This window comes from Variovorax sp. 05N34 (assembly GCF_056397405.1).
On the sequence record NZ_JBFTNI010000003.1, the window covers coordinates 515,513 to 539,534 of the forward strand.

Here is a 24,022-nt window from a genome sequence, read left to right on the forward strand (position 1 = left end):
GGGCCGACGTCCCTACAATTTGCGCTCGGCTGATGGCTTGGCGGCGCAGTTGTTGCAAGCGAGAAAGGATGCATCGTTTGAATCCGTTCACTGGATCGCAAGCATGGCTTGCCGGCAAGCTCTGCGGCGCGTTGGCGACGCTGGCTCTGGCTGGATGCAACGCGCTCGCACCCGTCAATCCGCCAATCGATCAGGTCGACGTGAACGGCGGCTACCGGATGAGCCAGCTGCTCAAGCGCACGCATGGCCTCAAGGCCGACGCAGACACCCTGTTCCTGCTCACCTTCTCCGGAGGCGGCACGCGCGCCGCAGCCTTCTCGTACGGCGTGCTCGAAGAACTCAAACGCACGAACGTCGTCGTCAAAGGCAAAACCGTCAATCTTCTTTCGGAGGTCGATGCCATTGCCGGAGTCTCGGGCGGCAGCTTCACGGCGCTTGCGTATGCGCTCTACGGCGATCGGCTCTTTACCGAATACGAGCCACGGTTCCTCAAGCGCGACGTGCAGGGCACGCTCACGCGGCGCGCGTTGAATCCGGCCAACTGGTTTTCGCTCGGCAGCGGGCTCTACGGCCGATCGGAATTGGCGGCCGATTACTACGACGAGATTCTCTTCAACGGAGCAACCTTTGCGGACCTGATCGACAAGCCCACGCCGGCGACGGCCGTGACTGGCACCGATCTCTCGACCGGCGCGCGCTTCGGTTTCTCACAGGAGCAATTCGACCTCCTTTGCTCCGATCTCGGCAAGGTTCGCCTCGCGCGCGCCGCGGCTACGTCTTCCGCCGTGCCGGCGGTGTTGTCGCCAGTCACCTATTACAACTACGGCGGCAACTGCAACGCCGTCATGCCGGCATGGGTGAAGGATGTGACCAACCCCGCCGGACCGACTCGCCCCGCTGGCCGCGCGTTGCTGCGCTATCGCGACATTCAAAACTATGAGAACAGCACGAACCGTCCTTACCTTCATGTGGTCGACGGCGGTGTCTCGGACAACCTGGGCCTGCGCGGACTCCTCGAAGCACTCGAAGAGGTCGAAACCAGCCCCGCGTACCAGCGTGAAATCGGATTCAAGGAAATCCGCCGCATCGTCGTGGTGGTCGTCAACTCGCGCTCGGCGCCGGACACCGATTGGGATCGCTACCCGAACGCGCCCGGCATCATCTCGCAGGTGTTCCAGTCGTCGAGCGTGCCGATCGACCACTTCTCGTACGAGTCCGTCGAACTGCTGAAAGACATCGCACAGCGCTGGGCCGACAAACGCGAGCTCGAGATCGCCGAGCGCCGACTGGACGGCATGTCGAAGGCGCAGGCTGAAGCCGCCGTGCCGAAACTGAGCTTCGACTCCATCGACGTGAGCTTCGATTCGATCGAAAACCCGCAAGAGCGCAGCTATTTCATGAATCTGCCGACAACCTTTGTCCTGCAGCCGGAAGCTGTCGACCGTTTGCGCGACCTTGGCGCGCGGCTACTGCGCGAGTCACCGACCTTTCAGCAGGTGCTGAAAAGCATCGACGAGAGCAAGCCCGGTCCGAAGGGAAGCGCGGCTTCGCAGCAGTAGCCAGAAACAGCGCGGGTCAGGGAGACAGCAGGGACGAATCGCTGTCCTGATCGCCGAGCAGTTGCGCGTCCACGCCGTCGCACAGGCAATGCAGGACGAGCAGATGGATTTCGTGGATGCGCGCGGCGCGCTCGTGCGGAACGCAGATTTGCACGTCCGTTTCACGCAGCGCCCTGCCGACGGCGCCCCCTGGGCCACCGCCAGAGTTCGCGGCGTTGCCGAGAAGCGCGACGACCGTCATGTCCCGCGCATGGGCGGCTTCGACCGCGGCGAGCACCGAGGCCGACTGGCCGCTCGTGCTCAGGGCGAGAAGCACGTCGCCGGCTTGCCCGAGCGCGCGGACCTGCCGCGCGTAGCGGTCTGCGTCGGGCGCATCGACCGTGTCGGCGGCGGGGTCGGTGGCGTCGCAGGTGAAGGCGATCGCAGCCAACTCGGGGCGCTCGCGCTCGAAGCGGCCGACGAACTGCGCTGCGAACTGCGCCGCCAGAAAGCTCGAAACCCCCGCACCGCACGCGAGAATCTTGCCGCCGCTGGTCACGCACGCAAGCAAGGCCTGCATGGCCTGGGAAACTGGTTTACCGAGGAGAGGGCCCGCCTGGTACTTCAGGTCGGCGCTGTCGATGAAATGCTGCTGGATCCGTTGCTCAAGCATGGGGCGGCATGATAACTGCGCGTGAGTGTCCCCGCGTCAAGCTGCGTCGAAGGCACCCTGGATCCACTCGATTTCCTCCTCGATCAGGACAACGTCGAATCGGCAAGGCGGCAGTGCCCGAAGGCCGCTGATGTAGTGGCGCGCCGCGAAGACAATGCGCCGCTGCTTCACGCCCGTGATGCTTCCGCCAGCACCACCGTGCGTTGCAGCGGTGCGCCGTCGGACTTCGACGAACACCAGAGTGCCGTCACGCGGATCTCGCATGATCAAGTCGATCTCGCCACCGCCGCGCCCCGGCGTTCGATAATTGCGCACGACCAGGCGCAGGCCTGCTGCTTCGAGATGCTCAAGCGCGGTGTCCTCGGCCGCATCGCCGCGCTGCTTGGTCGTCACGCTGGACGACGCCCCTGTTGTCTTGTTCTGGAGAAAACCCATTGAACTCATTCGCTCCCGCTTCGTTTGGCACCGCTCTGCAAGCCGCAAGCGATGCCGCGGGCGCGCAGCATTATCCGCAGGCGACGCTCTACGTGGTCGCCACGCCGATCGGCAACCTTGCCGACATCACCCTTCGCGCGCTGCACGTGCTGCAGATCGTCGATGCCGTGGCGTGCGAGGACACGCGGCATACGCAGAGCCTGCTGCGCGCCTATGGCATCGACCGGCCGTCCGCGGGCTTGATGGCGGTGCACCAGCACAACGAGGCCGAGGCGGCGCAGTCGGTCATTGCGCGGCTCGCGAATGGTGAACGCATCGCTTATGTCAGCGATGCCGGCACGCCCGGCGTGAGCGACCCCGGCGCGCGGTTGGTGGCGGCTGTGCGTGACGCCGGCCACCGTGTGCTTCCGTTGCCCGGCGCGAGCAGCGTGACAACCCTCGTCGGCGCGGCGGGTCTGGTTGCAGACGGCGATCAGGCCAGCGCGTTTGTCTTTGCTGGCTTTCTGCCGAGCAAAGCTGGCGAGCGCGATGCTGCCGTCCTTGAGCTTGCCAATGAGCCCAGGAGCGTGGTGCTGCTCGAAGCACCCCACCGCATCGAGGCGCTGGCGCGTTCGCTCGCGACGCTGCGTGAACGGCGCGTGACCGTCGGGCGCGAATTGACGAAGCAGTTCGAGGAGATCGCCACGGTCGCCGCCGACGCGCTGCCCGGCTGGTTCGCGGAGAGCCGCGATCGAACACGCGGGGAATTTGCGTTGGTGCTGCATCCGAAGCCTGCCGCGGTGGACGATGGCGCGGAAGGCGAACGCGTGCTGCGCTTGCTGCTCGCCGAACTGCCGTTGAAGAGTGCTGTGCGCCTGGCCGCTGAAATCAGCGGCGCTCCACGCAATGCCCTCTATGAAGCCGGGCTACGGATGCGCGAGGCGCAAGACGACTGAGCGCCGCTCGCCAGTCGCCCGAATCAGCCATCCAGCTCGGGATATGCCCGAAAGATGCCGTCCTCGTTGAAGGGAATCCGGCGCGGGCTCTGAAGGTATTCATGCACGCGCTGCCGACGCGCCACGTTGGCATGCAGCTTCGCGACGTTGGGTGTCTTGGTCAACGCCCTCGCCGTCGCCTTGGGAAACGCATAGCGAAGACCAGCCACCAGCTGAAACAGCGACAGGTCGGCATAGGTCAGCGAATCGCCGACCAGATGCAGATCGCCTGATGGATTGCGCTGCAGGATCTTTTCGAACCAGCCGAGGAACTTCGGAATGCGCTCATCGCGGAATGCTTTCGAGCGCGCCAGTGCCGCATCGCGCTGGTCTTCGAAGTAGAGGCCGGTCGAGAGCGGATGATGCGTGTCGTGGGCCTCCGCCACGGCGTCGGCGATGGTGAGTTGCAGTTGATGTGTCCAGAGCGCGTCGGATTCGCTGGCGCCGGACAGTCCCAGCTTCGGGCCAAGGTAGAGCAGGATCGCGGCCGTTTGGCCGACGACAACATCGCCGTCGATCAGAAAAGGCGGCGCGAAGGATGGGTGCGGATTGCCGGGGTCGTTGAGCTTGCGCATCAACGCGGCTTCGCCGCCGCCTTTGGACGAAGGCTCGCGCGCGACGTCGATGTAGGGAGCGCCCGCCGCCTCCAGCGCCAGACGTACGAATTCGCCGCGGCCCTGAATCGAAGGCCAATAGTGCAGTTGGTAAGTCATGGAAATGGAGCCTCCGCGAAAGAAGCGGTCACCGAGCGGCCGACCGAACCTATTGCCCGACCACCGACCAGCCGGCCTGCTGGTTCGTTTTGTCGTTCTCGTATTCCCAGCGTGTGCCGCAAGCGTCGCAGCGATAGCTGGTGAGCGTGACTGTGTGGCTGCCGCCGTCCGGGTCGCTGCGCTCGGCTTTGCGGCTGGACGATTGCACGAGTTCAGCGTGTCCGGGCGCGCGGCGCCAGTTGCGCTGGATGCCCGCGCAGGATGCGCAGAGCGTCATCTTCTTCAGCTCGGCTCTTCGGTTGCTCTCGTTCTCGTTGGTCATGCGGCTTGTGCTCCCTGTGGGTTGATCGTTCAGGAGGGCATGTTAGCGAGCCGGCAGAGCCGCCAAGGCGAGCGCGAGCCTCGCGCCTACCTCGGCGTTGTGCTTCACGAGCGCAATATTGGTGGCAAGGCTGCGACCGCCCGTCAGCGCCTTGATGCGCGCCAGCAGGAAAGGCGTCACCGCCTTGCCCGTGATGTTCTGCGCCTTCGCCTCATCGAGTGCCTGCTCAGTCAGGGCGTCGATCTCCTCGCGGGGCATCGCAGACGCTTGCGGGACTGGCGTGCTCAGCACCACGCCGCCTGCCAGGCCGAGATCCCACTTCGTACGAATGAAGCGAGCTTGCGCTTCGGCATCGTCGAGTCTGTAGTCGGCACGAAAGCCGCTGTCGCGCGTGTAGAAGGCCGCGAAGTTGTCCTGCTCGCAGCTAAGCACCGGGACGCCGTGGGTTTCCAGGTATTCGAGCGTGAGGCCGATGTCGAGGATCGACTTTGCGCCTGCGCAGACAACGGCCACCGAGGTTCGCGCCAGCTCCTGCAGGTCGGCGGAGATGTCGAAGCTTTCCGATGCGCCGCGATGCACGCCGCCGATGCCACCAGTGACGAAGACTTCGATGCCGGCCAGCGCCGCGCAGATCATCGTTCCGGCCACCGTGGTGGCGCCGAGTCCGCCGCTGGCGAGGGCGGCTGGGAGGTCTCGGCGGCTGACTTTCTGGGCTTCTTTGGAGCGGCCGAGGAGTTCGAGTTCTTCGTCGGAGAGGCCGATGCGGATGCGGCCGTCGATCACCGCGATTGTTGCAGGCTCGGCGCCTAGGGCGCGGATCAGGGCTTCGACTTCGCGTGCCGTGCGGACGTTTTCCGGGTACGGCATGCCGTGGGCGATGATGGTTGATTCGAGCGCGACGATCGGGCGGCCGGCGGCTTGCGCTGCGGCTACGGGGGCGCTGAAGGTCAGCCAGGAGCGGGCAAGGTCGGGAGTCACCATGCCCGCCATCATGATCAAAGTCGGCGGGGAGAGCTACTGCAAGCCGCAAGTCGGCTCTCATCTTCCTGGTCGAGGAACGCACGGACCGCGGGCCCCGTGAGAAGCACGAGATCGACGCCCTGCTTTGCCAATTGCGCCCGCACATCGGCTGTGTGGATTGCACGGTTGATCGCGACGGCGAGCTTGTCCACGATTGCGCCGGACGTACCAGGGGGTGCGTAGATGCCGTCGACCTTGCCGCCGCTGTTCTTCAGCCACTCGATGTGACTTTGGAGGTCTGTCGCGGGCATGAACGAATTTACCGCCACCCCGCATGGCAACAGGCTGACCATCGCCACCGGCACGAAGTCGTCGCGCGGGTCGTGCTCGATCTTGTTGTAAAGGTGCGGCGCAATCGACATCGTCGTGGTGCTGGTCATCAGCAGCGTGTGGCCGTCCGGCGCTGAACGCCCCACTGGGGCGAGGGCGAGCGTGCCGCCCATGTCGGGTCTGCTGTCGATCATTACAGGCTGCCCTAGTTCGACTCCGAGCCTGCTGGCGAAGACCTTCGCGATGGTTTCGATGGCGCTGTTGCGCGATGAGCCGAGGACGATGCGGATGGCTCTTGTCGGGTAAGCCGCATTGGCGAGCTCGACGGTTTGCCAGTCCGAGTCCGTGATGTCAGAAGTGAACTGGCTGAGCAGATGGTGCATGGTGGCTCCCTGAAACGCGTTATAGAACTGCCGCGAAGAGCCACACATTCAGACACGTAGATGCGCGAGTTGACGAGACTCGCAATGCATCCGAAGCCCTCCGCTTCGCGCCATATTATCCTGAAACGGGATATTCCAAAACGGGATGTAGCTTCGCCCGCGTGCCACGTGGACTGCAACCTAATCCCTATTCAAAGCTTCGGCTACTGCTCGCGCAGGCGCGCAGTCAAGCGGGGTTGACGCAGTCGCAGGTGGCGGATCGCCTGAAGCGGCCACAGTCCTTTGTGTCGAAATATGAGAACGGGGAGCGGCAACTCGATGTGGTCGAGTTCATTGACGTGTGCAAGGCGCTTGGCGTCTCGCCAGCTGCGCTAGTGAATCAGCTTTTGTAAGCTGTGCCTGTCGCTCGGACAGAGTTCCGCTCAAGAACAAGCTGCCGTGTGCAATGAAAAGCGGCTCTCGTGGTGATGTCAGAAGCCCGTGGCTTAGGCGATAGCGATCGGTTCGCACTCTACGATCACTCTAAAACTTCGCGGATAGTTCTAAGGCCCCTCCAGCCACATCAAGCGTGCGCCCGCCCTCTCGCATCAAGCAACGCTTAAAGTACATTTGCAAAAGAATGTGTCTGGAGAGATGCGATGCCGATTGCCCCAGTCGATGTACAAGCCATAACCCGAGCCATGCAGACCTTTGATGCGGAGCTCAGGGATACCGACGAGTACAAAGACTGGCAAAGCAACGAAGCACAGCTGTGGGCGGTCGAGTCCAACGATCGGCTTTACCCTCCCAAGAAGATCGTCTCCCTCGCCACTGGGACGTCCGTCAACAGCTTTTCGGGCGGCCAAGAGACCAACAAGTACCTCAGCGACCGCGGCTTCGCAATCAGGCGCATCCGTGACGCGGGGTTGCGTGCTGTGCTCGCGGACATCATGGCCCGCTATCCGACGCTGCGTAGCACGCAAGAATTCAAGGGAAACACCGAGGCCAGAGAGCTCTTCAAGCGTGCCCGCGAGATTCTTCAGGGGTGGGTAAGAGCCACCGCCAACCCCAATCTGCAAGTCATCGCTTCCTACGGTAAGGGCAACTGGGCCACCATCCCTTGGATCTCGATCCTCGACACGCGTGAGACTAAGTCAACGCAAAAGGGGACTTATGTGGTGTACCTCTTCCGTGACGGCGGTCAGGGCGTCTACCTCAAACTAGCGCAGGGGGTAACGGAGGTTGAGGACGAATTTGGCGAAAGATCCGCCTTCGAGGTGCTCTCTGAACGCGCGCAACAACTGCGTCCAGGCCTGTCCGAACTCGCCGACCAAGGCTGGGACCTAACAGGGGAGTCGGACCTCGGATCCACCGCTCGCCTGGCTCGACTCTACGAAGCCTCGAGCATCGCCTCCAAATACTACGCCGCAGACGCAGTCCCCTCGGACGGAGAGCTTCAAAACGACCTCCTGGTTCTCCTCGACAAATACGAGCCTATCGTCACGGACCGGGTGCGCCAACAAGGTGTCGCCAAGGATGACCGCCCGCTCTCGCTGATCGGGACATGGAGAGAGGTCGATCAGGACCTCGCCAAAGTGCGAGAGACGATCGACAGCAATGGCAGTTGGGCCTGTTGGTGGAGCTTTCCTATCAAAGAGGCCGCGCTCGATCGACTAAGCCCCCCATTTAACTTGTATGCCTACGCGGGCAACAGACGCCTCGCCGCGCGATTGAGGGTCGACGAGATCAGCACCAGCAACGGAAACGTCGGCATCGAGTCACCCTGGCCCGAATTCACGGATCCACACCTGCGCGGCAAAAAGCGCGCCGGAGATAAGCAAAGCGACATCTTCAAGACCTGGTTCCGCATAGGCTCCATCGAAAGACTGGCTCCTCCCCGCTCTGTGGACGACCTCGAGCCCGCGGTCGGACTCTCGACAGCAGACAGCGTCCTCAATCAGAACTCCTTCGGCTACGTTATCGAAGACGAACCGCCGATGTCCCGCGCCCCAGTCGCGCCCGATCTGGCGCTTCCGCGTCGACAGGATCTTTCGGTGCTCGCAGAGCGGACAGGACTACGTCTCGAACTGCTTCGTGAAATGCAAGACGCTCTGCTCGGGAACTCACCCCAAATACTGCTCGCAGGTCCGCCGGGCACCAGCAAGACGTGGCTCGCTCGCGAGCTCGCGCAGCACCTCGCCGCCAATCAACCCGAGTTTGTGCGCTTCGTTCAGTTTCACCCTAGCTACAGTTACGAGTCATTCATGGAAGGTCTTCGCCCCGTTCAAAGCAACGGAGGCATTCAGTTCCAGCGCGTGGACGGTCTAGTCCTGGCGACCGTAGCAGACATGCGCAAAAAGAATCTCGCCGATCGAAAGGACGTTGACTACGTCATCGTCATGGACGAGGTCAACCGCGCCAATCTGCCCCGCGTCCTGGGGGAGCTCATGTTCGCATTCGAGTACCGCGATCAGACAGTTCAACTGCAGTACTCCAGCGAGTTCGCGCTTCCCAAAAATCTTCGTTTTGTCGGGACGATGAACACCGCGGATCGCAGCATTCGATCCATCGACATCGCTCTGCGTCGTCGTTTCGAAGTTTTCGAGCTTGGGCCAGACCCGGAAATACTGGAACGCTACCACCGCACGGTCAACGCCGACTTCGACGCACGCAGCCTTGTTCGTGGCTTTGTCGCGTTGAACCAAGCACTAACCCAACACCTCGACCGCCATCACACTATCGGTCACGCGTTCTTTATGCGATCGAACTGGAGCGGGGAGACGCTTCAAAACACCTGGCAGCGGCGGATCTTCCCACTCATCGAGGAGTACTTTTTTGATCAGCCGGACGTTTTAGGGCAGTTCCAGCTAGATCGCTTCTGGGTCGACTAGCTAAAGCAACACCATGCGGGCCCTGAAGATCGTTGAGTCACGCCCTACCGAACTCGTCCTGAGCGCACAGGACGCGGCCTCACTCGGCAGCTTGGGGCAACAGTTCGCCTCGGCGTCGACCTGGTGGGGCGCTAAGGAGGAGAACGACGAAGCGCTCCCCCGCTCCGTAATTCAGCTCACCCCTGCGGGCCCTGAAACCTACTGGGTCACGGTCATGAACATGGTTGGCGTCATCCGCCTTCCCGATGCTCAACTCGAGGTCACCCCGAAAATCCCCGAGCCACACTTCCTCTATTTGGCCGAGCTTGCCACTCTTTCTCCGCGGACAAACAGCTCAGAGGTCAGCGTCGAAGCCGATGCAAGTTTTGCCGAGGTTCTCGCACTTTGGTTTTTAGAGGATGTCGAAGGGTTGATAAGACGAGGGTTGCGTCCAGACTATCTCGCGTTCGACGATGAACTGCCAGCAGTTCGAGGGCACCTCAAGGCAGTCGAAACGACGCTGGCCATCATGCAGGGGCAACCGGTCGCGCATTGCACATTCGAAGAACTTTCAGAGGATGCGCCACTCAACAGAGTTCTCAAGGCGGCGTGCCAACGGTTGGCGAGCAACCAAACTTTGCGACACAGCACACGCGCCCGCGCCCGACGCGCCTCCTTTAGATTCCGATGCACGGCGATGCGCCCTACCGATCTCCTCGTGCACGTAGACCGCATGTCAGGCGCCTACAAGTCTGCGGTCTCGCTCGCGAGCCTCATCCTCCGTAGCCTGGGCGTGTCCCTGCGGCTAGGCGTCCAATCAGGAATCGCGTTTCTCATTCGCACACCTGAACTGATTGAGGAAGGTCTTCGCAATATCGTCTCGCGCGCCATGCCTGGTGTTTCGGTCAACCAGCAATCGACACCGATCTCGAAAACTGGGTTGACGATGAATCCTGATCTGGTCTTCAACGAAGGTTGCGCAGTAGGCGACATCAAGTACCGAACTCTTGGACCCGACTGGAGACGCAACGACCTCTACCAAGCTGTGGCCTTTGCCGCTGCTTTCAGAACCACCCATTCGATTCTGCTCGGTTTTTCTGGGCACGCTACGAGCAGGATCCCCCAGCGTGTCCAAGTGGGTGAAGTCCATGTTCAACCCGTAGCTTGGTGCGCAGACGCGGACGTTTCGCCCGCGAAGTCCGAACGGATGCTCCAGGTGGAGCTTCAGCGCTGGTGGTCAGCGATCAACTGTCCTGCCCCCATACGGCCTGGTTATCAGCTTGCTGGCGTGACTCCGTAGCGTCTAGCTCGGAGGCGGCGAAGCGGACCGCGTCGTCGATCGGCCCGATGCAAGCTCCTTTACTCGAACGGAAGTCTTCTTATCATCTCGCGTGCCTAGCAAACGATGGCTCATCTCATGCATCGGCAACGCCGATCACTCAGCCGCCGAAGGGGCTTCCGCTTCGGGCGATGACCCGATCGCACGACAGATTGGCCATCTACAGAGGGAAAACAAAAAAGGCCGGAAGCTTGTAGAAGCTTCCAGCCTTTGAATTGGTCCCGCCGCCAGGAATCGAACCTGGATCTCAGCCTTCGGAGGGCCGAATTCTATCCGTTGAAATACAGCGAGATGGGTGTCTCCTGAGCGTGTCAGGAGCCTCGTATTATCGCCTATCAGCCAGCGCTCGCCAACGGCCGCACAAAGCCCAGGCCTGAAAGATAGACACGGAACGTCCGCCGCCCCGTGGACACGAGATCGAAGGCCTCCGGGTCCAGCAGCCAGTCCTGGATGAGTCCGCTGATCAGCGCATGCAGCCCCTGCGCCGCCGCCGCCGCGGGGATCGGCATCCGGATGCGGGCGCGCCGGGCACCGCCGAGCAACGCCTTCTCGAAATCAACCACGCAGGCGTTGCGTGCTTCCAGGTGCCGCTGGTGCACCGATTCCATGTCGTGCGTGTATTCGACCTTGTGCGTCGCCACCTCGAACACGCGCCGCACCTGCGGGTCGGAGGTCATTTGCTTCAGGGCCTCGACCATCATGCTTTCGACATCGTCTACGGGGTCGGCGTCGGGGCCGCCGGCCACTTTCTGCGCGGCGGCCTCCAGCGGCAGCGTGATGCGATCCATCATCGCGTTGAAGAGATCGGCCTTGTCCTTGAAGTGCCAGTAGATCGCGCCGCGCGTGGCGCCGGCGTGTTGGGCAATCTGCTGCAGCGACGTCTGCGATACGCCCTGCGCCTGAAAGAGCACTTCGGCCGCATCGAGCAAGCGATGCCTGGTCTCCTGTGCCTCTTCCTTGGTACGACGAGCCACCTTGTCCCCTTTTTATAGAATCTGCTGCGCTGCGCAAGCCGTCACTATACATGCATGAATGTATGTAAACTACGGCACTTTCCCGATGGCCGACTTCGCCGTGTTGCCTTTGGCAGCCGCGCGGACATGCGCTGTCCCCGTCCTCGTTTCAAAGGAATCGCATGCCCGTCCTGCATGTCTCGCGCCTCTCGTTGTTTTCGCCGCGCAATGCGGCCATTGCAGCCGCCGCCGCAGCGCTTTTTGCGCTGACCGCCTGCGGCAAGAGCGAAGCCCCGGCCGGCCATGCCGGCGGCGCGGCGCCACCGCCGCCTGAAGTCGGCGTGGTGGTTGCCACACCCACCAACGTCGGTCTCATCACGGAGCTTCCGGGTCGGCTCGAGGCCTCGCGGGTGTCGCAAGTGCGCGCACGCGCGGCGGGCATCCTGCAAGAGCGCCTCTTCAAGGAAGGCACCGACGTCAAGGCTGGCCAGTTGCTGTTCCGCATCGACCCCGCCCCTTACGCCGCCGCCTCGCGCAGTGCCGAGGCGAGCCTCGCGCGCGCCGAAGCGAATGCAGCGCAGGCCAAGGCGCTGGCCGAGCGCTACAAGCCGCTGGTCGCAGCCAATGCCGTCAGCAAGCAGGAATATGACAACGCAGTCGCCGCGCAGAAGACGGCCGAAGCGGACGTGGGCGTGAGCCGCGCCGCCGTAACCACCGCCAAGATCAACCTCGGCTACGCGGCAGTGACTGCGCCGATCTCCGGCCGCATCGGGCGGGCGCTGGTGACCGAAGGCGCGCTCGTCGGCCAGGGCGACGCCACCGAACTGGCGGTGATCCAGCAGATCAATCCCATCTACGTGAACTTCACGCAGTCAGCGACGGACGTTCTCCGCCTGCGCCGCGCGATGGAAGCTGGCCAGTTCAAGCGCGCCAGTGGTCCGAACGCCGCCAGCGTGCGCGTGGTGCTCGAGGACGGCAGCGAATACCCTCTGGCCGGCAGGCTGCTGTTTTCTGACCTGACGGTCGACGCCACCACCGGCCAGGTCACGCTGCGCGCCGAGGTTCCGAATCCCAACGGCACGCTGCTTCCGGGTCTGTATGTGCGCGTGCGCCTGGAGCAGGCTCAGGCGGCCAATGCGATCACGGTGCCGCAACAGGCCGTTACGCGCACGCAGCAAGGCGACACGCTCACGGTGGTCGAACCCGACGGCAAGCTCACCAAGCGCACCGTCAAGATCAGCGCGGCACAGAACAACCAGTGGGTGGTGCTCGAAGGCCTGAAGGCCGGCGAGCAGGTGATGGTCGACGGCTTCCAGAAGCTGCAGATGATGCCGCCGGGCACGCCCGTGAAGGCGGTGCCATGGAAGGCCCCCGCGCCGGCAGCTCCTGCTGCCGCGGCAGAAGCTCCGGCTCCCGCCGCGAAGCAGTAAGGAGCTCGCCCGCATGGCCAAGTTCTTTATTGATCGTCCCATCTTCGCGTGGGTGATCGCGCTGTTCCTCATCGTGATGGGCGGCGTGGCGATCACGCAGCTGCCGATCTCGCAATACCCGCCGGTGGCACCGCCTGCCATCGTGATCAACACGGCTTATCCCGGTGCGTCGGCGCAGACGCTCGAAGACAGCGTGCTGTCGGTGATCGAGCGCGAGATGAACGGCTCGCCCGGTCTCATCTATATGGAATCGGTCGCCCAGGCCGACGGCACCGGCACGATCACGATCACTTTCGAGACGGGCACCGACCCCGACCTCGCGCAGGTGGACGTGCAAAACCGCCTCTCGCGCGCCACGCCACGCCTGCCGGCGGCTGTGACGCAGCAGGGTGTGCGGGTGGACAAGTCGCGCAACAACTTCCTGTTGTTCACGATCCTGTCTTCGGACAACCCCGATTTCGACCCGATCGCGCTGGGCGATTACGCATCGCGGAACGTGGTGCCTGAACTTCAACGCGTCGCCGGTATCGGCCAGGCGCAGTTGTTCGGTACCGAGCGTTCGATGCGTGTGTGGATCGACCCGGCCAAGCTGCAGGGCTTCAACCTGTCGCCCGGTGACGTGAATGCCGCCATCAAGGCGCAGAACGCGCAAGTCTCCTCCGGCATCATCGGCGACCTGCCGAACGTGCCCGGCCAAGCCATTGCCGCGACGGTGGTGGTCAATGGCCAGCTCACGTCGGTCGAGCAATTCGGCGACATCGTTCTTCGTGCCAACACCAATGGCTCGACGGTTCGGCTGAAAGACGTTGCTCGCATCGAGCTCGGCGGGCAGGCTTATTCGACGTCCGCTCGCCTGAACGGCCAGCCCGCGGTCGGTATCGGCGTCCAATTGGCGCCGAGCGGCAACGCGCTGGCTTCGGCAAAGGCGATTCGCGCCAAGATGACCGAACTCGCGCGCTTCTTCCCGCCGGGCGTGAAGTGGGTGATTCCATACGACAGCTCGCGCTTCGTGAGCATCTCGATCCGCGAAGTGGTCAAGACGCTGTTCGAGGCTGTGGCGCTGGTGTTCGTGGTGATGTTCCTGTTCCTGCAGAACTGGCGCTACACGATCATCCCGACGATCGTGGTGCCAATCGCGCTGCTCGGTACGTTCGCGGTGTTGTTCGCGCTGGGCTTCTCGATCAACGTGCTGACGATGTTCGGCATGGTGCTGGTGATCGGTATCGTGGTGGACGATGCGATCGTGGTGGTCGAAAACGTCGAGCGCATCATGAGCGAGGAAGGACTGTCGCCGCTCGAAGCCACACGCAAGGCGATGCGCCAGATCTCCGGCGCGATCATCGGCGTGACGGTGGTGCTGATCTCGGTGTTCGTGCCGCTGGCGTTCTTCGCCGGCTCGACCGGCAACATCTACCGCCAGTTCTCGGCGGTGATGGTGGCGTCGATCGGCTTCTCAGCCTTCATGGCGCTGTCGCTGACGCCGGCGCTGTGCGCAACGCTGCTCAAGCCTGTGGAAGCCGGTCATCACCATGAAAAGACGGGCTTTTTCGGGTGGTTCAATCGCGGCTTCTCGCGCACGGCCAAGGGCTACGAGAGCATCGTGTCGCGCATTCTGCGGCGCGCCGCGCGTTATCTGCTGATCTACGTCGCGATCATCGCGGCGGTGGTTCTGGTGTATCGGCAGTTGCCCACGTCCTTTCTTCCGCAGGAAGACCAGGGCAACATCATCGTGAACGTGCAGTTGCCTCCGGGCGCCACGCAGGAGCGCATGCTGTCGGTCATTCAGGATGTCGAGGGCTACATCCTCAAGCAACCCGAAGTCGAGAGCATGGTCGGCGTGTTGGGTTTCAGCTTCTCGGGCCAGGGCCAGAACGCCGGTCTCGCCTTCGTGACGCTCAAGGACTGGGACCAGCGCAGGGACCCGGCCCATTCCGCTGATGCGCTGGCAGGTCGCGCGTTCGGTGCGCTCTCCGGCATTCGCGACGCGTTCATCTACCCGCTGAGCCCGCCGCCCATTCCCGAACTGGGCAATGCCAGCGGCTTCACGTTCCGACTCCAGGATCGTGGAGGCCTGGGCCACGAAGCGCTCGTCAACGCGCGCAACCAGATCCTGGGTGCAGCGAGCCAGAGCAAGCTGCTGACGCAGGTGCGCCCCGAGGGTCTCGAAGACGCGCCGCAGTTGCAGATCGACATCGACCGCGACAAGGCGAATGCATTGGGCGTGACTTTCGATGCGATCAACACCACGTTGTCGACAGCGCTTGGCTCCGCCTACGTGAACGACTTCCCCAATCAGGGTCGTCTGCAGCGTGTGGTGGTGCAGGCCGATGCGCCGGCGCGGATGCAGCCTGAAGACCTGCTCAAGCTCAACGCGAGCAACAGCCAAGGCATGCCCGTGCCGCTGTCGACGTTTGCCACCACCCGCTGGATCACCGGTCCGCAGCAGACGGTGCGCTACAACGGCTATCCGGCGATCCGCATCTCGGGCTCAGCGGCACCGGGCTACAGCTCGGGCGCTGCCATGGCGGAGATGGAGAGAATCGCTGCCCAACTGCCGGCCGGCTTCGGCTATGAGTGGACCGGGCAATCGCGCGAAGAAAAGCTCGCCGGCTCGCAGGCCATCATCCTGTATGGCTTCGCGATCCTGGCGGTGTTCCTGTGCCTGGCCGCGCTCTATGAAAGCTGGACGATTCCGCTGTCGGTGATCATGGTGGTGCCGCTGGGCGTGCTCGGCGTGCTGCTCGCGACGCTGATCCGCTCCTACTCCAACGACGTGTACTTCCAGGTCGGGCTGATCACGATCATCGGCCTGTCCGCAAAGAACGCGATTCTGATCATTGAATTCGCCAAGGACCTGCAGGCGCAGGGCAAGGGCGTGATCGAGTCCGCATTGGCCGCCGCCCACCTGCGGTTCCGGCCAATCATCATGACATCGCTGGCGTTCGGGCTCGGTGTGCTGCCGCTGGTGCTCGCCAACGGCGCCGGGTCCGCAAGTCAGCGTGCCATCGGCACCGGCGTGCTCGGCGGCATGCTGACCGGGACCACGCTTGCCGTGATCTTCGTGCCGGTGTTCTTCGTGGTCGTGCGCACGCTCTTCAAGGGCAGCGATCGCCAACACGAAATGGACAAGCGGCATGCGCAGGCTGCGGGTATCGAGGAAGACCATGACAAAGAGTAAGTACACCCCCAGGCTCGCGCACTTCGTGTCGCTCTCCACCCCCTTGCAGGGGGCAACACCTGCGGCCCGGCGGAGCCGGTTCCGCGGTGTTTCACGCGGGGGCCTTGCCGCTGGGGCGGCGGCCGTGGCGGTTCTTCTGAGCGGGTGCTCGTTGATTCCTACTTATGAGCGGCCTGCGGCGCCTGTGCCTGCGGTGTTTCCGAACACGCAGGCGGCCGAGGCGCAGCAACCGCTGGCATCGACGATCGCCTGGCAGGACTACTTCACCGATCCGCGGCTTGTGAAGCTGATCGAGATGGCGCTGGCCAACAACAAGGATCTTCGCGTGGCGGTGCTCAACATCGAGCAGGCGCGTGCGCAGTTCCAGATTCAGCGATCGGCGCTGTTTCCGGCTCTCAATGCGTCCGGCAGCGAGAACCGTCAGCGGCCTTCTCTGGTGGGCCCTGGCGTGTCGACCGTCTACCAAGTCGGCGTCGGGATCACGTCGTGGGAACTCGATTTCTTCGGGCGCATTTCCAGCCTGAAGGATGCGGCGCTGGCGCAATATCTCAGCACCGAGGAATCGCGCAAGGCGGTGCAAATCAGCCTTGTCGCCGCCGTCGCCAACGGCTGGTTGGCGGTGCTGGGCGATGACGAGGTGCTCGAGATCACTCGCCAGACGATGGTGACGCGCGACGAGTCGCTCAAGCTCACGAAGATGCGTTTCGACAATGGCGTGTCTTCAGAGATCGACTATCGCTTTGCCGAATCGCAAGCCGAGACCGCGCGCGCAACCTACGCACAGCAGCAACGCCTGCGCATGCAGGATGAGAATGCGCTGGCGCAATTGCTTGGCGCGCCGATGCCGCCCGATGCCACGACGGGAAGCAGCAAGGGGCTCCAGGCGCTCGCGCCGATGCAGGACCTGCCCGCCGGGCTGCCATCGGACCTGCTGATCGAGCGGCCCGATATCCGCGCGGCCGAACAGCAGTTGATTTCAGCCAACGCGAACATCGGCTCAGCCCGCGCCAACTTCTTCCCGCGCGTCACGCTGACGTCGTCGATCGGCACCGCCAGCACCGAGTTCTCGGGGCTCTTCGGCAGTGGGTCGAAGGCATGGACTTTCGCACCGCAGATCACGTTGCCGATCTTCGACGCGGGCCAAAACCGAGCGACGCTCGAGTCGGCACGCGTGAGCCGCGACATTGCCGTAGCGCAGTACGAAAAAACCATCGAGACGGCCTTCCGGGAAGTCGCCGATGCGCTAGCGGGCCGTGCAACCTTCGATGAAGAACTGCGCGCCCTGCTCGCTCAGTCCAACGCCGAGGAGATCCGCTTCAAACTCTCGGACCTGCGCTACCGAAACGGTGTGGCAAGCGGCCTGGACCTGCTGGACGCACAACGCTCGCTCTACACGTCCCAACTCGCAACAGCTCAAACGCGCCAACGAAAGCTACAAAACCAAGTAACACTCTTCAAAGCCCTCGGCGGCGGCTGGAGCACAAAGTAAGCCAACGATCAAGGGCGGCGCAAAGCGCCCGCCCCTTCGCGGGCTGCCGCGGATCCGGCTTCGCCGGTCCGCCGGCAGCGCCCCCTCAAGGGGGTGGGCGGCTACACGAAGTGAGCCAACCTGGGGGTCTCTCTATAATCCCGCGGTTGATTTCGAAAAGCCCCCCGAAGAGCCCCCGATACTGAGGACCCAATGAGCGACGACCCGCACTACCAGGCCACAGAAGAAGCCCACACAGGCCCGATCAAGAATCCCAAGCAACTCCTGCTCGCGGTATTTTTCTCCTTCGTTGCTCCCATCCTGATCATTGCGGGCCTCGTCTCGTACGTGGTCTCCGGCACCCATCCTTCGGGTTCCGCCGTGGGCGAAAACATGTCGCTGTACGGCGTCTCAAAAGACATACGCGATCGCGAAATCGCCGAGCGCCTGAAGAAGGTCGGCTCGATCGAGATCCGCGATGCCAATCGTCCCCTCGCTGCTGGCGAAGCGGTGTTCAAGGCGCAGTGCGTGGCCTGTCACGGCAGCCCGGGCATTCCCGCCGCACCGCACCTGGGCGATGCCGCCGCCTGGGGGCCCCGTATCGGCCAAGGCTACGCGACGCTGCTGGAGCATGCGCTCAAGGGCAAGGGCATGATGCCTCCGCAAGGCGGTGGCGATTTCGAGGACCTGGAAGTGGGTCGCGCAGTGGTCTACATGGCGAACGCCGGCGGTGCCACGTTCCCCGTGCCGGATCGACCTGCTGCTGCGGCGGCTCCGGCCGATGGCGCTGCACCGGCGGGCGATGCTGCACCGGCGGCTACCGCGGCGCCGGCAGCAGCCGCGGCCGAAGCAAAGCCAGAGACCAAGCCCGCCGAAACGAAGCAGTAGTCTTCGGTCAGTCACCCAACGCAAAACAGCCCGCATTCGCGGGCTTTTTTGTTGCTCCTGCCAGTGAATGGTCAGTCCGACGCGGATGATCTGGCCATTTGCCGCGCAGCCGGGCTGACGACAAACCCAAATTGGCCGGGCAAGTCGCCTGCCCGTACCTCCTGCGGCGCCCACCGTCCCTGATCGATGGCATCCGATGCCGTGCCGACGTCCTGCGTATGAACCAGCCCAAGCCCGATGGGCGCGGCCAAGTACAGCTTTCCCGCTTCATCCAGAAGACAAGCAGAAGGTTCGATCGTCACGCCCGTATGCGAACGGACGGAGAAATCCTCGCCGATGCGCCATACCCAGGGCGCGGCTTCCAGTTCAACATACACGCGCTGCGGCCCATTCTGGAAGAACCACTGCCCGAGATCGTCGTGTTCGTAGTTGCGCTGGATGAAGTCGATCAGCTTCTCGTGGCGCAGCATCGACCCTTTGGCGAGCGCGAACGCTCCGGCGGCTTGCGTTCGATCGTCTCGCAGGTACCAGTTGCCGCGTGCGTCAAGGCCAAGCCATCCATAACAGTGCGGCACGTTGGGCCACTTGGCGAGCGCCTGCTTGACGATGTCATCCATAGGGCCGATTTTGCGCCTGTCATGGCCAATCAGCGCTGACCCAACCATTCGACGACGCGCTCAGGCATTTCGCGCACATGACCGGGCGGCATTCCACCTGGAAAGCCGACGTGCCCGCCATGGGCGGGCTGCCAAAGTGTCACGTGGCGACCGACTTCCGCCTGGCGCGGAAGGCTATAGGCCGGCACGAAAGGATCGTTGGCGGCGTTCACGACCAGCGCCGGAATCTGGATGGCATGCAGATGCGGCTTGGCCGAGCCGCGCTTCCAATAATCATCCGTGTCGCGAAAGCCGTGCAGGGGCGCGGTGAAAACATTGTCGAAGTCGTACAGGGTCCGGGCGGCGGCGAGCTTTTCACGATCGAACAAGCCCGGATGCTGCGCCAGCTTGGCGAGCGCCTTCGGCTTCATGGTCGACAGGAACATGCGCGTGTAGACAAGCTTGTTGAACCCGCGCCCGATCGCGGCTCCCCCCGCCGCCAGATCGAGCGGCGCCGAAATGGACGCGACCGCGCGCACGGATTTCGACGCCTCGCTGCCCGCCTCCTCGGCCCAGCGCATCAAGGCATTGCCGCCGAGGGACACACCCGCCGCCCTGATGACTTCGCGGCGCTCTCGCAGCCGCGCGAGGATCCAGCCGATTTCCTCGAAATCGCCCGAATGGTAGGCACGCGGCGCCAGGTTCAGTTCGCCGCTGCAGCCGCGAAAGTGGGGCACGGCATAGTCCCAGCCGCGCTCCATCGCGAAGGCAGCGAACGCTTCGGCATAGTGGCTGCGCGACGAACCCTCCAGACCGTGAAACAGCACGAGCAAAGGCTTCTGAGCTTCACTTCGCCCGCCAAGCGGGGCGTCCAGAAAATCGACGTCGATGAAGTCGCCGTCGGGGGTGCCCCAGCGCTCACGCCGGTAGTCGGGCAACGGCGTCATCACACGGCGCCCGTACAACGCGGCCCAAATGGTTTGCAAGTTGCCGCCCGGCAACCAACGCGGCGCAACGTACTGCATCAGTGAATGGTCTGCGGAGCTTCGCCGGAATCGCCAGGATCCTGCACGCTGCCCGGGCTGGCATGGTGCGCGACCATGCGCCAGCCTTGCGCGGTCTTGTGATAGACGTTGGTCGCAAGTACGAAGGCGTGACGGGGGCCCTCGGCAGTCAGCACTTCGATGCGCTCGAGCACGTTGTGTACCGCGCTCGCGAGCGATTCGACCTTGCGCACGCGTGCCGGCGTCGCACGAATGGCACCGTTGCCGAACATATGCTCGAACGCGGCGCGGATGGCATCGGGGCCGACCAGCCTCGGTCCGCCAGGATGCACGCAGAAGATTTCGTCCTCGTCGGCCCAGCAGTTCATCAGCGCGTCGACGTCGCCGCGCTGCAATGCCTCGTAGAAAGCCGCTTCGACTTCGTCGGCGGTGCCGCCGACAGTGGCGGCGCGGAGTTTGGTCTTCGTGGACATGGATGATGAAGCTGGAGCGCCGATTTTGCCTTGGCCGAAGGCTTCATGGACGCCCACACAGCCAGCTCTCCGCCACCACGCGAACATCAGCTTGGGCCGCCTGCCACACCAGTTCAGGCGCCGCGACGTGTACCCCCGGCGGCGCAATCCGCAATGCGACGTCGACGAGTTCAGCCACCTTGGACGCGCGCACCGGTTGCTCGCTCGTGGGCACCATGAAGCGCGCGATCGACAGCATCCAGTTCGCGAGCCGCTCGGCCGGGTGGATGAAACGAACCTGCGCGGGCTTCTGCGCGGACCTCACGAGGATGACGCGGTCGAAGCCCTGCGCCACCACCGCCTGTTCGTCGAGGCTCGCCAGTCCCCGCTTGAGCGCTTCCGGCAAGCGCCCCTGCGCGTGCGGCTGCACGACGGCGAGGGTGTGGACACCGCTGGCGCGAAGCCACCGGGCGAGCGCCGGCAATTGGGCGGGCTCGGGCGTCCAGAGCGCGCGCTCGCGGTCGTAATAAAGCCGCGGCGGCTCGAACAGGACCAATGCCGTGTCGGCCCTGACCGGCGGCCATTCGGCAAGGGGTGCGTTCGGCACCAGAATGGTTTCGACGCTGCGCAGCCCGTCGCGGATGGGTTCGCGCGCCAGCACCAGGGTGTGATCGAAGCGATGCCGCCCCGCCAAGCGTCGGACCAGCTCCTGGCCGAGCGCGCCGGTGGCACCGCAGATCAGCAAGGTGCCCGTGGATTCACCCCCAGCATGGCTCGACACGGGCCCGCGATGGGCCGCCTGCAGCGCTTGGAAAGGATCGACCGCCATTGCATCTATGCTACCTTTGCCGACTTCACAACAAGGGGCTTGGTGATGGTGAAACGCTGGCTTTTGATCATCCTCGCTGCGTTCTCGCTGGCGGGTTGCGGCTACAACGACTTCCAGCGGCTCGACGAAGCCAGCAAGTCGGCCTGGAGCGAAGTGCTGAACCAATATCAGCGCCGCGCCGACCTGGTGCCGAACATCGTGGCCACGGTCAAGGGCGAAGCCAACTTCGAGCAGGAGACGCTCACCAAGGTGATCGAGGCCCGCGCCAAGGCGACGTCGATCCAGGTCACGCCCGAGACGCTGAACAATCCCGAGGCCTTCAACAGGTTCCAGCAGGCGCAAGGCGAACTGTCGAGCGCGTTGTCGCGGCTGATGGCAGTGTCGGAGCAGTACCCCAACCTCAAGGCGAACCAGGCGTTTCGCGACTTGCGCGTGACGCTCGAAGGCACCGAGAACCGCATCACCGTGGCGCGCAACCGCTACATCCAGACGGTCCAGGAATACAACGTGCTGGCACGCAGCTTTCCGACGAACCTGACGGCCAAGATCTTCAGCTACGAGCCCAAAGCCAACTTCACGGTGCAGAACGAGGCGCAGATCTCGACGCCGCCCACGGTGGACTTCAGCGCGCCGAAGAAGTAGGCCCAGGCCCTTGCCATGACGGCTGCCCGAATCCTGCGCGCCTTGGCCGTCCTTGTGCTGTGGGCCGTCTTCGGCGCGCACGCGCAGGGGCTGCTCCCGGTGCCGCGGCTCGACGCGCGCGTCATCGACCAGACCGGCACGCTGACCGACGCGCAGCGCACCGCGCTCGAAGCCAAGCTGCAGGCCTTCGAACAGCAGAAGGGCTCGCAAATCGTGATGCTGATGGTGCCGACCACGCAGCCCGAAGACATCGCAAGCTATGCCAACCGCGTGGGCAATGCATGGAAGATCGGGCGCAAGGAGGTTGGCGACGGCATTCTCGTGATCGTCGCAAAGAACGACCGCAAGATGCGCATCGAAGTCGCGAAAGCACTCGAAGGCGCGGTGCCCGACCTTGCCGCCGCGCGCATCATCGATGACGCGATGAAGCCGCGCTTCCGTGAGAACGATTTCGCGGGTGGCCTCGACGCGGCGGCGGACCAACTCATCGCTCGCGTCAAGGGCGAGCCGTTGCCGGAAGTCGATGCGCGCAGCGGCGACTTCGGCGATGGCCGCAGCAACAACAGCGGATTCAACTGGCAAGACCTCGCTGTGTTTCTCTTCGTCGGCGTGATGGTGGCCGGGCCGATCGCGCGTCGGATTTTCGGAAAGATCCCCGGCTCGCTCGCGATGGGCGGACTGACAGGTGCGCTGGTGATGCTGCTGACGTCGAGCATCGTGATCGCAGTGCTGGCTGGCTTGGGCGCCCTGCTCTTCACGCTGCTGTCGCTGGCTTTTGGATCGGGCATGGGCCGCCGAGGCGGGGGCTTTGGTGGGGGCGGTTTCGGCGGCGGCGGATTTAGCGGCGGTGGTTTCGGCGGCGGAGGCTCCGGCGGAGGCTTCAGCTCCGGAGGCGGCGGCAACTTCGGGGGCGGCGGCGCCTCGGGCGATTGGTGACCATGGCTTCAATCACGTCCCGTCTTGCGCGGCTCTGGCGCCACCGTTGGGTGGACGAGGCCGAGGTGCGCCGGGCACTGCCGCCCGATGTACTCGAAAGGCTTGAACGCCGCGTCGGCGCGAGCGAACGCCGGCACAGCGGTGAAATCCGAATCTGCGTCGAAGCGGGCTTGCCGATGTCCTATCTATGGCGCGACGCGAATCCCCGCGAGCGCGCCATCACGCTTTTCGGCAAGCTGCGCGTGTGGGACACCGAACACAACAACGGCGTGCTGATCTACCTTCTGCTGGCCGAGCACGCGATCGAGATCGTGGCCGATCGCGGCATCGATTCGCGCGTGAGCGATGAGGACTGGGCGGCCATGGCGCAGCGGATGGGCGCAGCCTTTCGTGAAGGAAGATTCGAGGATGGGCTCACGCAGGCGCTCGAAGAAGTGTCCGCGCTGCTGGTCGAGCATTTTCCGCTGGCGGAAGGCGGAGCCGATCGCAATGAGCTCCCCAATGCGCTGGTGATTCTCTGAAGCGTTCCGACCTGGGCCTCAGAAGCCCTGTGCGTCCAGCAGCCTTCGATTGACTGCGTGGACCGCATCCAGCTCGGCCTGCAAAGCGCGCGTCACTTGCGACAGGGTGCGCAGACGCCGATTGCTTTCACGCAGACGATCCGCGAGCCCCTTCGACAGCGCCAACGCCAGGCGCGATGCCGCCGCAGGTTGGGTCTTGATGAGACCCATGAAGGCCTCCCGCGACAAGACCCCAAGCTTCACGTCCGTCAGTGCCGTGCACGTGGCCGAACGCGGACCGCCATCGATCACGCCCATTTCGCCGATGAGACTGCCCGGCCCGATGACGGAAATCACCACCTCATCGCCCGGCACGCCGGCACTGGTGGCGCGAACCTGTCCTTCGAGCACGAGCACCATGTAGTTGTTGTCCTGCGTGTCCCCTTCTTCGAACAAAAGGGTGTCGGCCAGGAGATGCACCGGGCGCATCACATCCAGCACGAGCCGCGCCTCGTCGGGCGTCATGTCCATCATGGGCGCGGCCTGCGTCAGCATGTAGACGGCCTGCTCGCGCAGATCGGCGGCGGGATAAGAATCGCGAGGATTGTCCATGCCTCATTGTCCGACAGC

At 63.8% G+C, this 24,022-nt stretch carries 24 protein-coding genes and 1 tRNA gene; 12 read left to right on the top strand and 13 right to left on the bottom strand.

Features of this window, described 5'->3' with window-relative positions; genetic code table 11:
- The first annotated feature begins 77 nt into the window (after positions 1-77).
- Positions 78-1,559 (top strand): patatin-like phospholipase family protein, encoded by a 1,482-nt coding sequence (locus tag AC1DMA_RS11475; RefSeq protein WP_478144251.1) that lies wholly within the window; start codon positions 78-80, stop codon positions 1,557-1,559.
- Between the two features lie 16 nt (positions 1,560-1,575).
- On the opposite strand, the gene AC1DMA_RS11480 is transcribed toward AC1DMA_RS11475, so the two are convergent.
- Positions 1,576-2,211 carry an SIS domain-containing protein gene (locus tag AC1DMA_RS11480; protein ID WP_478144252.1) on the bottom strand — a complete coding sequence of 212 codons (636 nt, stop codon included), beginning with the start codon at positions 2,209-2,211 and terminating at the stop codon, positions 1,576-1,578.
- 36 nt (positions 2,212-2,247) lie between these two features.
- The gene (locus AC1DMA_RS11485) at positions 2,248-2,646 is read right to left on the bottom strand and encodes a YraN family protein (RefSeq protein ID WP_478144307.1); all 399 of its coding nucleotides are present in this window, start codon (positions 2,644-2,646) and stop codon (positions 2,248-2,250) included.
- Between AC1DMA_RS11485 and rsmI the strand changes: the two genes are divergently transcribed.
- Complete coding sequence (gene rsmI, locus AC1DMA_RS11490; protein WP_478144253.1) at positions 2,646-3,581, top strand: 16S rRNA (cytidine(1402)-2'-O)-methyltransferase; 936 nt, start codon at positions 2,646-2,648, stop codon at positions 3,579-3,581. The two genes, AC1DMA_RS11485 and rsmI, sit on opposite strands and share 1 nt — an antisense overlap.
- Positions 3,582-3,604: 23 nt before the next feature.
- Here the strand turns inward: rsmI and AC1DMA_RS11495 are convergent, their stop codons facing one another.
- Genes AC1DMA_RS11495 through AC1DMA_RS11510 form a run of 4 tightly spaced genes read right to left on the bottom strand, consistent with a single transcriptional unit; the run spans position 3,605 to position 6,328 of the window.
- On the bottom strand, positions 3,605-4,333 hold the full coding sequence (locus tag AC1DMA_RS11495; RefSeq protein WP_478144254.1) for a glutathione S-transferase: 729 nt from the start codon (positions 4,331-4,333) through the stop codon (positions 3,605-3,607).
- Between the two features lie 49 nt (positions 4,334-4,382).
- A complete protein-coding gene (locus tag AC1DMA_RS11500; RefSeq protein ID WP_478125187.1) occupies positions 4,383-4,655 on the bottom strand; it encodes a hypothetical protein in 273 nt (90 codons plus the stop codon).
- Between the two features lie 42 nt (positions 4,656-4,697).
- Positions 4,698-5,633 carry a pseudouridine-5'-phosphate glycosidase gene (locus AC1DMA_RS11505; protein WP_478144308.1) on the bottom strand — a complete coding sequence of 312 codons (936 nt, stop codon included), beginning with the start codon at positions 5,631-5,633 and terminating at the stop codon, positions 4,698-4,700.
- A gap of 17 nt (positions 5,634-5,650) precedes the next feature.
- Positions 5,651-6,328, bottom strand: a complete 678-nt coding sequence (locus tag AC1DMA_RS11510) for a Bug family tripartite tricarboxylate transporter substrate binding protein (RefSeq protein WP_478144255.1) — start codon at positions 6,326-6,328, stop codon at positions 5,651-5,653.
- 161 nt (positions 6,329-6,489) lie between these two features.
- Here AC1DMA_RS11510 and AC1DMA_RS11515 point away from each other — a divergent pair, with 161 nt between their 5' ends.
- The 3 genes from AC1DMA_RS11515 to AC1DMA_RS11525 all read left to right on the top strand — a co-directional run bounded on the left by AC1DMA_RS11515 (position 6,490) and on the right by AC1DMA_RS11525 (position 10,477).
- Entirely contained in the window at positions 6,490-6,720 is a 231-nt protein-coding gene (locus tag AC1DMA_RS11515; RefSeq protein WP_478144256.1) for a helix-turn-helix domain-containing protein, read from the top strand.
- Between the two features lie 288 nt (positions 6,721-7,008).
- Positions 7,009-9,198, top strand: a complete 2,190-nt coding sequence (locus AC1DMA_RS11520; RefSeq protein ID WP_478144257.1) for an MrcB family domain-containing protein — start codon at positions 7,009-7,011, stop codon at positions 9,196-9,198.
- 13 nt (positions 9,199-9,211) lie between these two features.
- On the top strand, positions 9,212-10,477 hold the full coding sequence (locus tag AC1DMA_RS11525; RefSeq protein WP_478144258.1) for an McrC family protein: 1,266 nt from the start codon (positions 9,212-9,214) through the stop codon (positions 10,475-10,477).
- A 255-nt stretch (positions 10,478-10,732) separates the two neighbouring features.
- Here the strand turns inward: AC1DMA_RS11525 and AC1DMA_RS11530 are convergent.
- Together AC1DMA_RS11530 and AC1DMA_RS11535 are read right to left on the bottom strand one after the other, a co-directional pair.
- Positions 10,733-10,807, bottom strand: a tRNA-Arg gene (locus tag AC1DMA_RS11530).
- 44 nt (positions 10,808-10,851) lie between these two features.
- Positions 10,852-11,490, bottom strand: coding sequence for a TetR family transcriptional regulator (locus tag AC1DMA_RS11535; protein WP_478125199.1), 639 nt, complete (start codon positions 11,488-11,490; stop codon positions 10,852-10,854).
- Between the two features lie 161 nt (positions 11,491-11,651).
- Between AC1DMA_RS11535 and AC1DMA_RS11540 the strand changes: the two genes are divergently transcribed.
- The 4 genes from AC1DMA_RS11540 to AC1DMA_RS11555 all read left to right on the top strand — a co-directional run bounded on the left by AC1DMA_RS11540 (position 11,652) and on the right by AC1DMA_RS11555 (position 18,433).
- Positions 11,652-12,899, top strand: coding sequence for an efflux RND transporter periplasmic adaptor subunit (locus AC1DMA_RS11540; RefSeq protein ID WP_478144259.1), 1,248 nt, complete (start codon positions 11,652-11,654; stop codon positions 12,897-12,899).
- Between the two features lie 13 nt (positions 12,900-12,912).
- Positions 12,913-16,077, top strand: a complete 3,165-nt coding sequence (locus AC1DMA_RS11545; RefSeq protein WP_478144260.1) for an efflux RND transporter permease subunit — start codon at positions 12,913-12,915, stop codon at positions 16,075-16,077.
- Positions 16,064-17,566: an efflux transporter outer membrane subunit gene (locus tag AC1DMA_RS11550; protein WP_478144261.1), complete on the top strand. Its 1,503-nt coding sequence runs from the start codon at positions 16,064-16,066 to the stop codon at positions 17,564-17,566. Before AC1DMA_RS11545 ends, AC1DMA_RS11550 begins: the two co-directional genes overlap by 14 nt.
- 192 nt (positions 17,567-17,758) lie before the next feature.
- Complete coding sequence (locus AC1DMA_RS11555) at positions 17,759-18,433, top strand: c-type cytochrome (RefSeq protein ID WP_478125203.1); 675 nt, start codon at positions 17,759-17,761, stop codon at positions 18,431-18,433.
- Positions 18,434-18,504: 71 nt separating this feature from the next.
- On the opposite strand, the gene AC1DMA_RS11560 is transcribed toward AC1DMA_RS11555, so the two are convergent.
- The 4 genes from AC1DMA_RS11560 to AC1DMA_RS11575 are packed head-to-tail and all read right to left on the bottom strand — an operon-like array spanning position 18,505 to position 21,314.
- Positions 18,505-19,050 carry a DUF2946 family protein gene (locus tag AC1DMA_RS11560; protein ID WP_478144262.1) on the bottom strand — a complete coding sequence of 182 codons (546 nt, stop codon included), beginning with the start codon at positions 19,048-19,050 and terminating at the stop codon, positions 18,505-18,507.
- Between the two features lie 29 nt (positions 19,051-19,079).
- Complete coding sequence (locus tag AC1DMA_RS11565; protein WP_478144263.1) at positions 19,080-20,054, bottom strand: YheT family hydrolase; 975 nt, start codon at positions 20,052-20,054, stop codon at positions 19,080-19,082.
- Positions 20,054-20,506 (bottom strand): YybH family protein, encoded by a 453-nt coding sequence (locus tag AC1DMA_RS11570; RefSeq protein ID WP_478125206.1) that lies wholly within the window; start codon positions 20,504-20,506, stop codon positions 20,054-20,056. Before AC1DMA_RS11570 ends, AC1DMA_RS11565 begins: the two co-directional genes overlap by 1 nt.
- A gap of 43 nt (positions 20,507-20,549) precedes the next feature.
- Entirely contained in the window at positions 20,550-21,314 is a 765-nt protein-coding gene (locus tag AC1DMA_RS11575) for a hypothetical protein (protein ID WP_478144264.1), read from the bottom strand.
- Positions 21,315-21,359: 45 nt separating this feature from the next.
- Here AC1DMA_RS11575 and AC1DMA_RS11580 point away from each other — a divergent pair, with 45 nt between their 5' ends.
- The 3 genes from AC1DMA_RS11580 to AC1DMA_RS11590 are packed head-to-tail and all read left to right on the top strand — an operon-like array spanning position 21,360 to position 23,413.
- Positions 21,360-21,956: a LemA family protein gene (locus AC1DMA_RS11580; protein ID WP_478125208.1), complete on the top strand. Its 597-nt coding sequence runs from the start codon at positions 21,360-21,362 to the stop codon at positions 21,954-21,956.
- A 15-nt stretch (positions 21,957-21,971) separates the two neighbouring features.
- Complete coding sequence (locus AC1DMA_RS11585) at positions 21,972-22,892, top strand: TPM domain-containing protein (RefSeq protein WP_478144265.1); 921 nt, start codon at positions 21,972-21,974, stop codon at positions 22,890-22,892.
- Positions 22,893-22,894: 2 nt separating this feature from the next.
- Entirely contained in the window at positions 22,895-23,413 is a 519-nt protein-coding gene (locus AC1DMA_RS11590; protein WP_478144266.1) for a TPM domain-containing protein, read from the top strand.
- An 18-nt stretch (positions 23,414-23,431) separates the two neighbouring features.
- Here AC1DMA_RS11590 and AC1DMA_RS11595 read toward each other — a convergent pair whose 3' ends face one another.
- A complete protein-coding gene (locus AC1DMA_RS11595) occupies positions 23,432-24,004 on the bottom strand; it encodes a Crp/Fnr family transcriptional regulator (protein WP_478144267.1) in 573 nt (190 codons plus the stop codon).
- Positions 24,005-24,022 lie beyond the last annotated feature (18 nt).

What these genes read in the sequence shown, in the direction of transcription:
- AC1DMA_RS11480 (WP_478144252.1), bottom strand. Translation starts at nt 2,211, where the DNA reads ATGCTTGAGCAACGGATCCAGCAGCATTTCATCGACAGCGCCGACCTG.
- AC1DMA_RS11485 (WP_478144307.1), bottom strand. Translation starts at nt 2,646, where the DNA reads ATGGGTTTTCTCCAGAACAAGACAACAGGGGCGTCGTCCAGCGTGACG.
- AC1DMA_RS11495 (WP_478144254.1), bottom strand. Translation starts at nt 4,333, where the DNA reads ATGACTTACCAACTGCACTATTGGCCTTCGATTCAGGGCCGCGGCGAA.
- AC1DMA_RS11500 (WP_478125187.1), bottom strand. Translation starts at nt 4,655, where the DNA reads ATGACCAACGAGAACGAGAGCAACCGAAGAGCCGAGCTGAAGAAGATG.
- AC1DMA_RS11510 (WP_478144255.1), bottom strand. Translation starts at nt 6,328, where the DNA reads ATGCACCATCTGCTCAGCCAGTTCACTTCTGACATCACGGACTCGGAC.
- AC1DMA_RS11520 (WP_478144257.1), top strand. Translation starts at nt 7,009, where the DNA reads ATGCAGACCTTTGATGCGGAGCTCAGGGATACCGACGAGTACAAAGAC.
- AC1DMA_RS11525 (WP_478144258.1), top strand. Translation starts at nt 9,212, where the DNA reads ATGCGGGCCCTGAAGATCGTTGAGTCACGCCCTACCGAACTCGTCCTG.
- AC1DMA_RS11540 (WP_478144259.1), top strand. Translation starts at nt 11,652, where the DNA reads ATGCCCGTCCTGCATGTCTCGCGCCTCTCGTTGTTTTCGCCGCGCAAT.
- AC1DMA_RS11545 (WP_478144260.1), top strand. Translation starts at nt 12,913, where the DNA reads ATGGCCAAGTTCTTTATTGATCGTCCCATCTTCGCGTGGGTGATCGCG.
- AC1DMA_RS11550 (WP_478144261.1), top strand. Translation starts at nt 16,064, where the DNA reads ATGACAAAGAGTAAGTACACCCCCAGGCTCGCGCACTTCGTGTCGCTC.
- AC1DMA_RS11555 (WP_478125203.1), top strand. Translation starts at nt 17,759, where the DNA reads ATGAGCGACGACCCGCACTACCAGGCCACAGAAGAAGCCCACACAGGC.
- AC1DMA_RS11560 (WP_478144262.1), bottom strand. Translation starts at nt 19,050, where the DNA reads ATGGATGACATCGTCAAGCAGGCGCTCGCCAAGTGGCCCAACGTGCCG.
- AC1DMA_RS11565 (WP_478144263.1), bottom strand. Translation starts at nt 20,054, where the DNA reads ATGCAGTACGTTGCGCCGCGTTGGTTGCCGGGCGGCAACTTGCAAACC.
- AC1DMA_RS11570 (WP_478125206.1), bottom strand. Translation starts at nt 20,506, where the DNA reads ATGTCCACGAAGACCAAACTCCGCGCCGCCACTGTCGGCGGCACCGCC.
- AC1DMA_RS11575 (WP_478144264.1), bottom strand. Translation starts at nt 21,314, where the DNA reads ATGGCGGTCGATCCTTTCCAAGCGCTGCAGGCGGCCCATCGCGGGCCC.
- AC1DMA_RS11580 (WP_478125208.1), top strand. Translation starts at nt 21,360, where the DNA reads ATGGTGAAACGCTGGCTTTTGATCATCCTCGCTGCGTTCTCGCTGGCG.
- AC1DMA_RS11585 (WP_478144265.1), top strand. Translation starts at nt 21,972, where the DNA reads ATGACGGCTGCCCGAATCCTGCGCGCCTTGGCCGTCCTTGTGCTGTGG.
- AC1DMA_RS11590 (WP_478144266.1), top strand. Translation starts at nt 22,895, where the DNA reads ATGGCTTCAATCACGTCCCGTCTTGCGCGGCTCTGGCGCCACCGTTGG.
- AC1DMA_RS11595 (WP_478144267.1), bottom strand. Translation starts at nt 24,004, where the DNA reads ATGGACAATCCTCGCGATTCTTATCCCGCCGCCGATCTGCGCGAGCAG.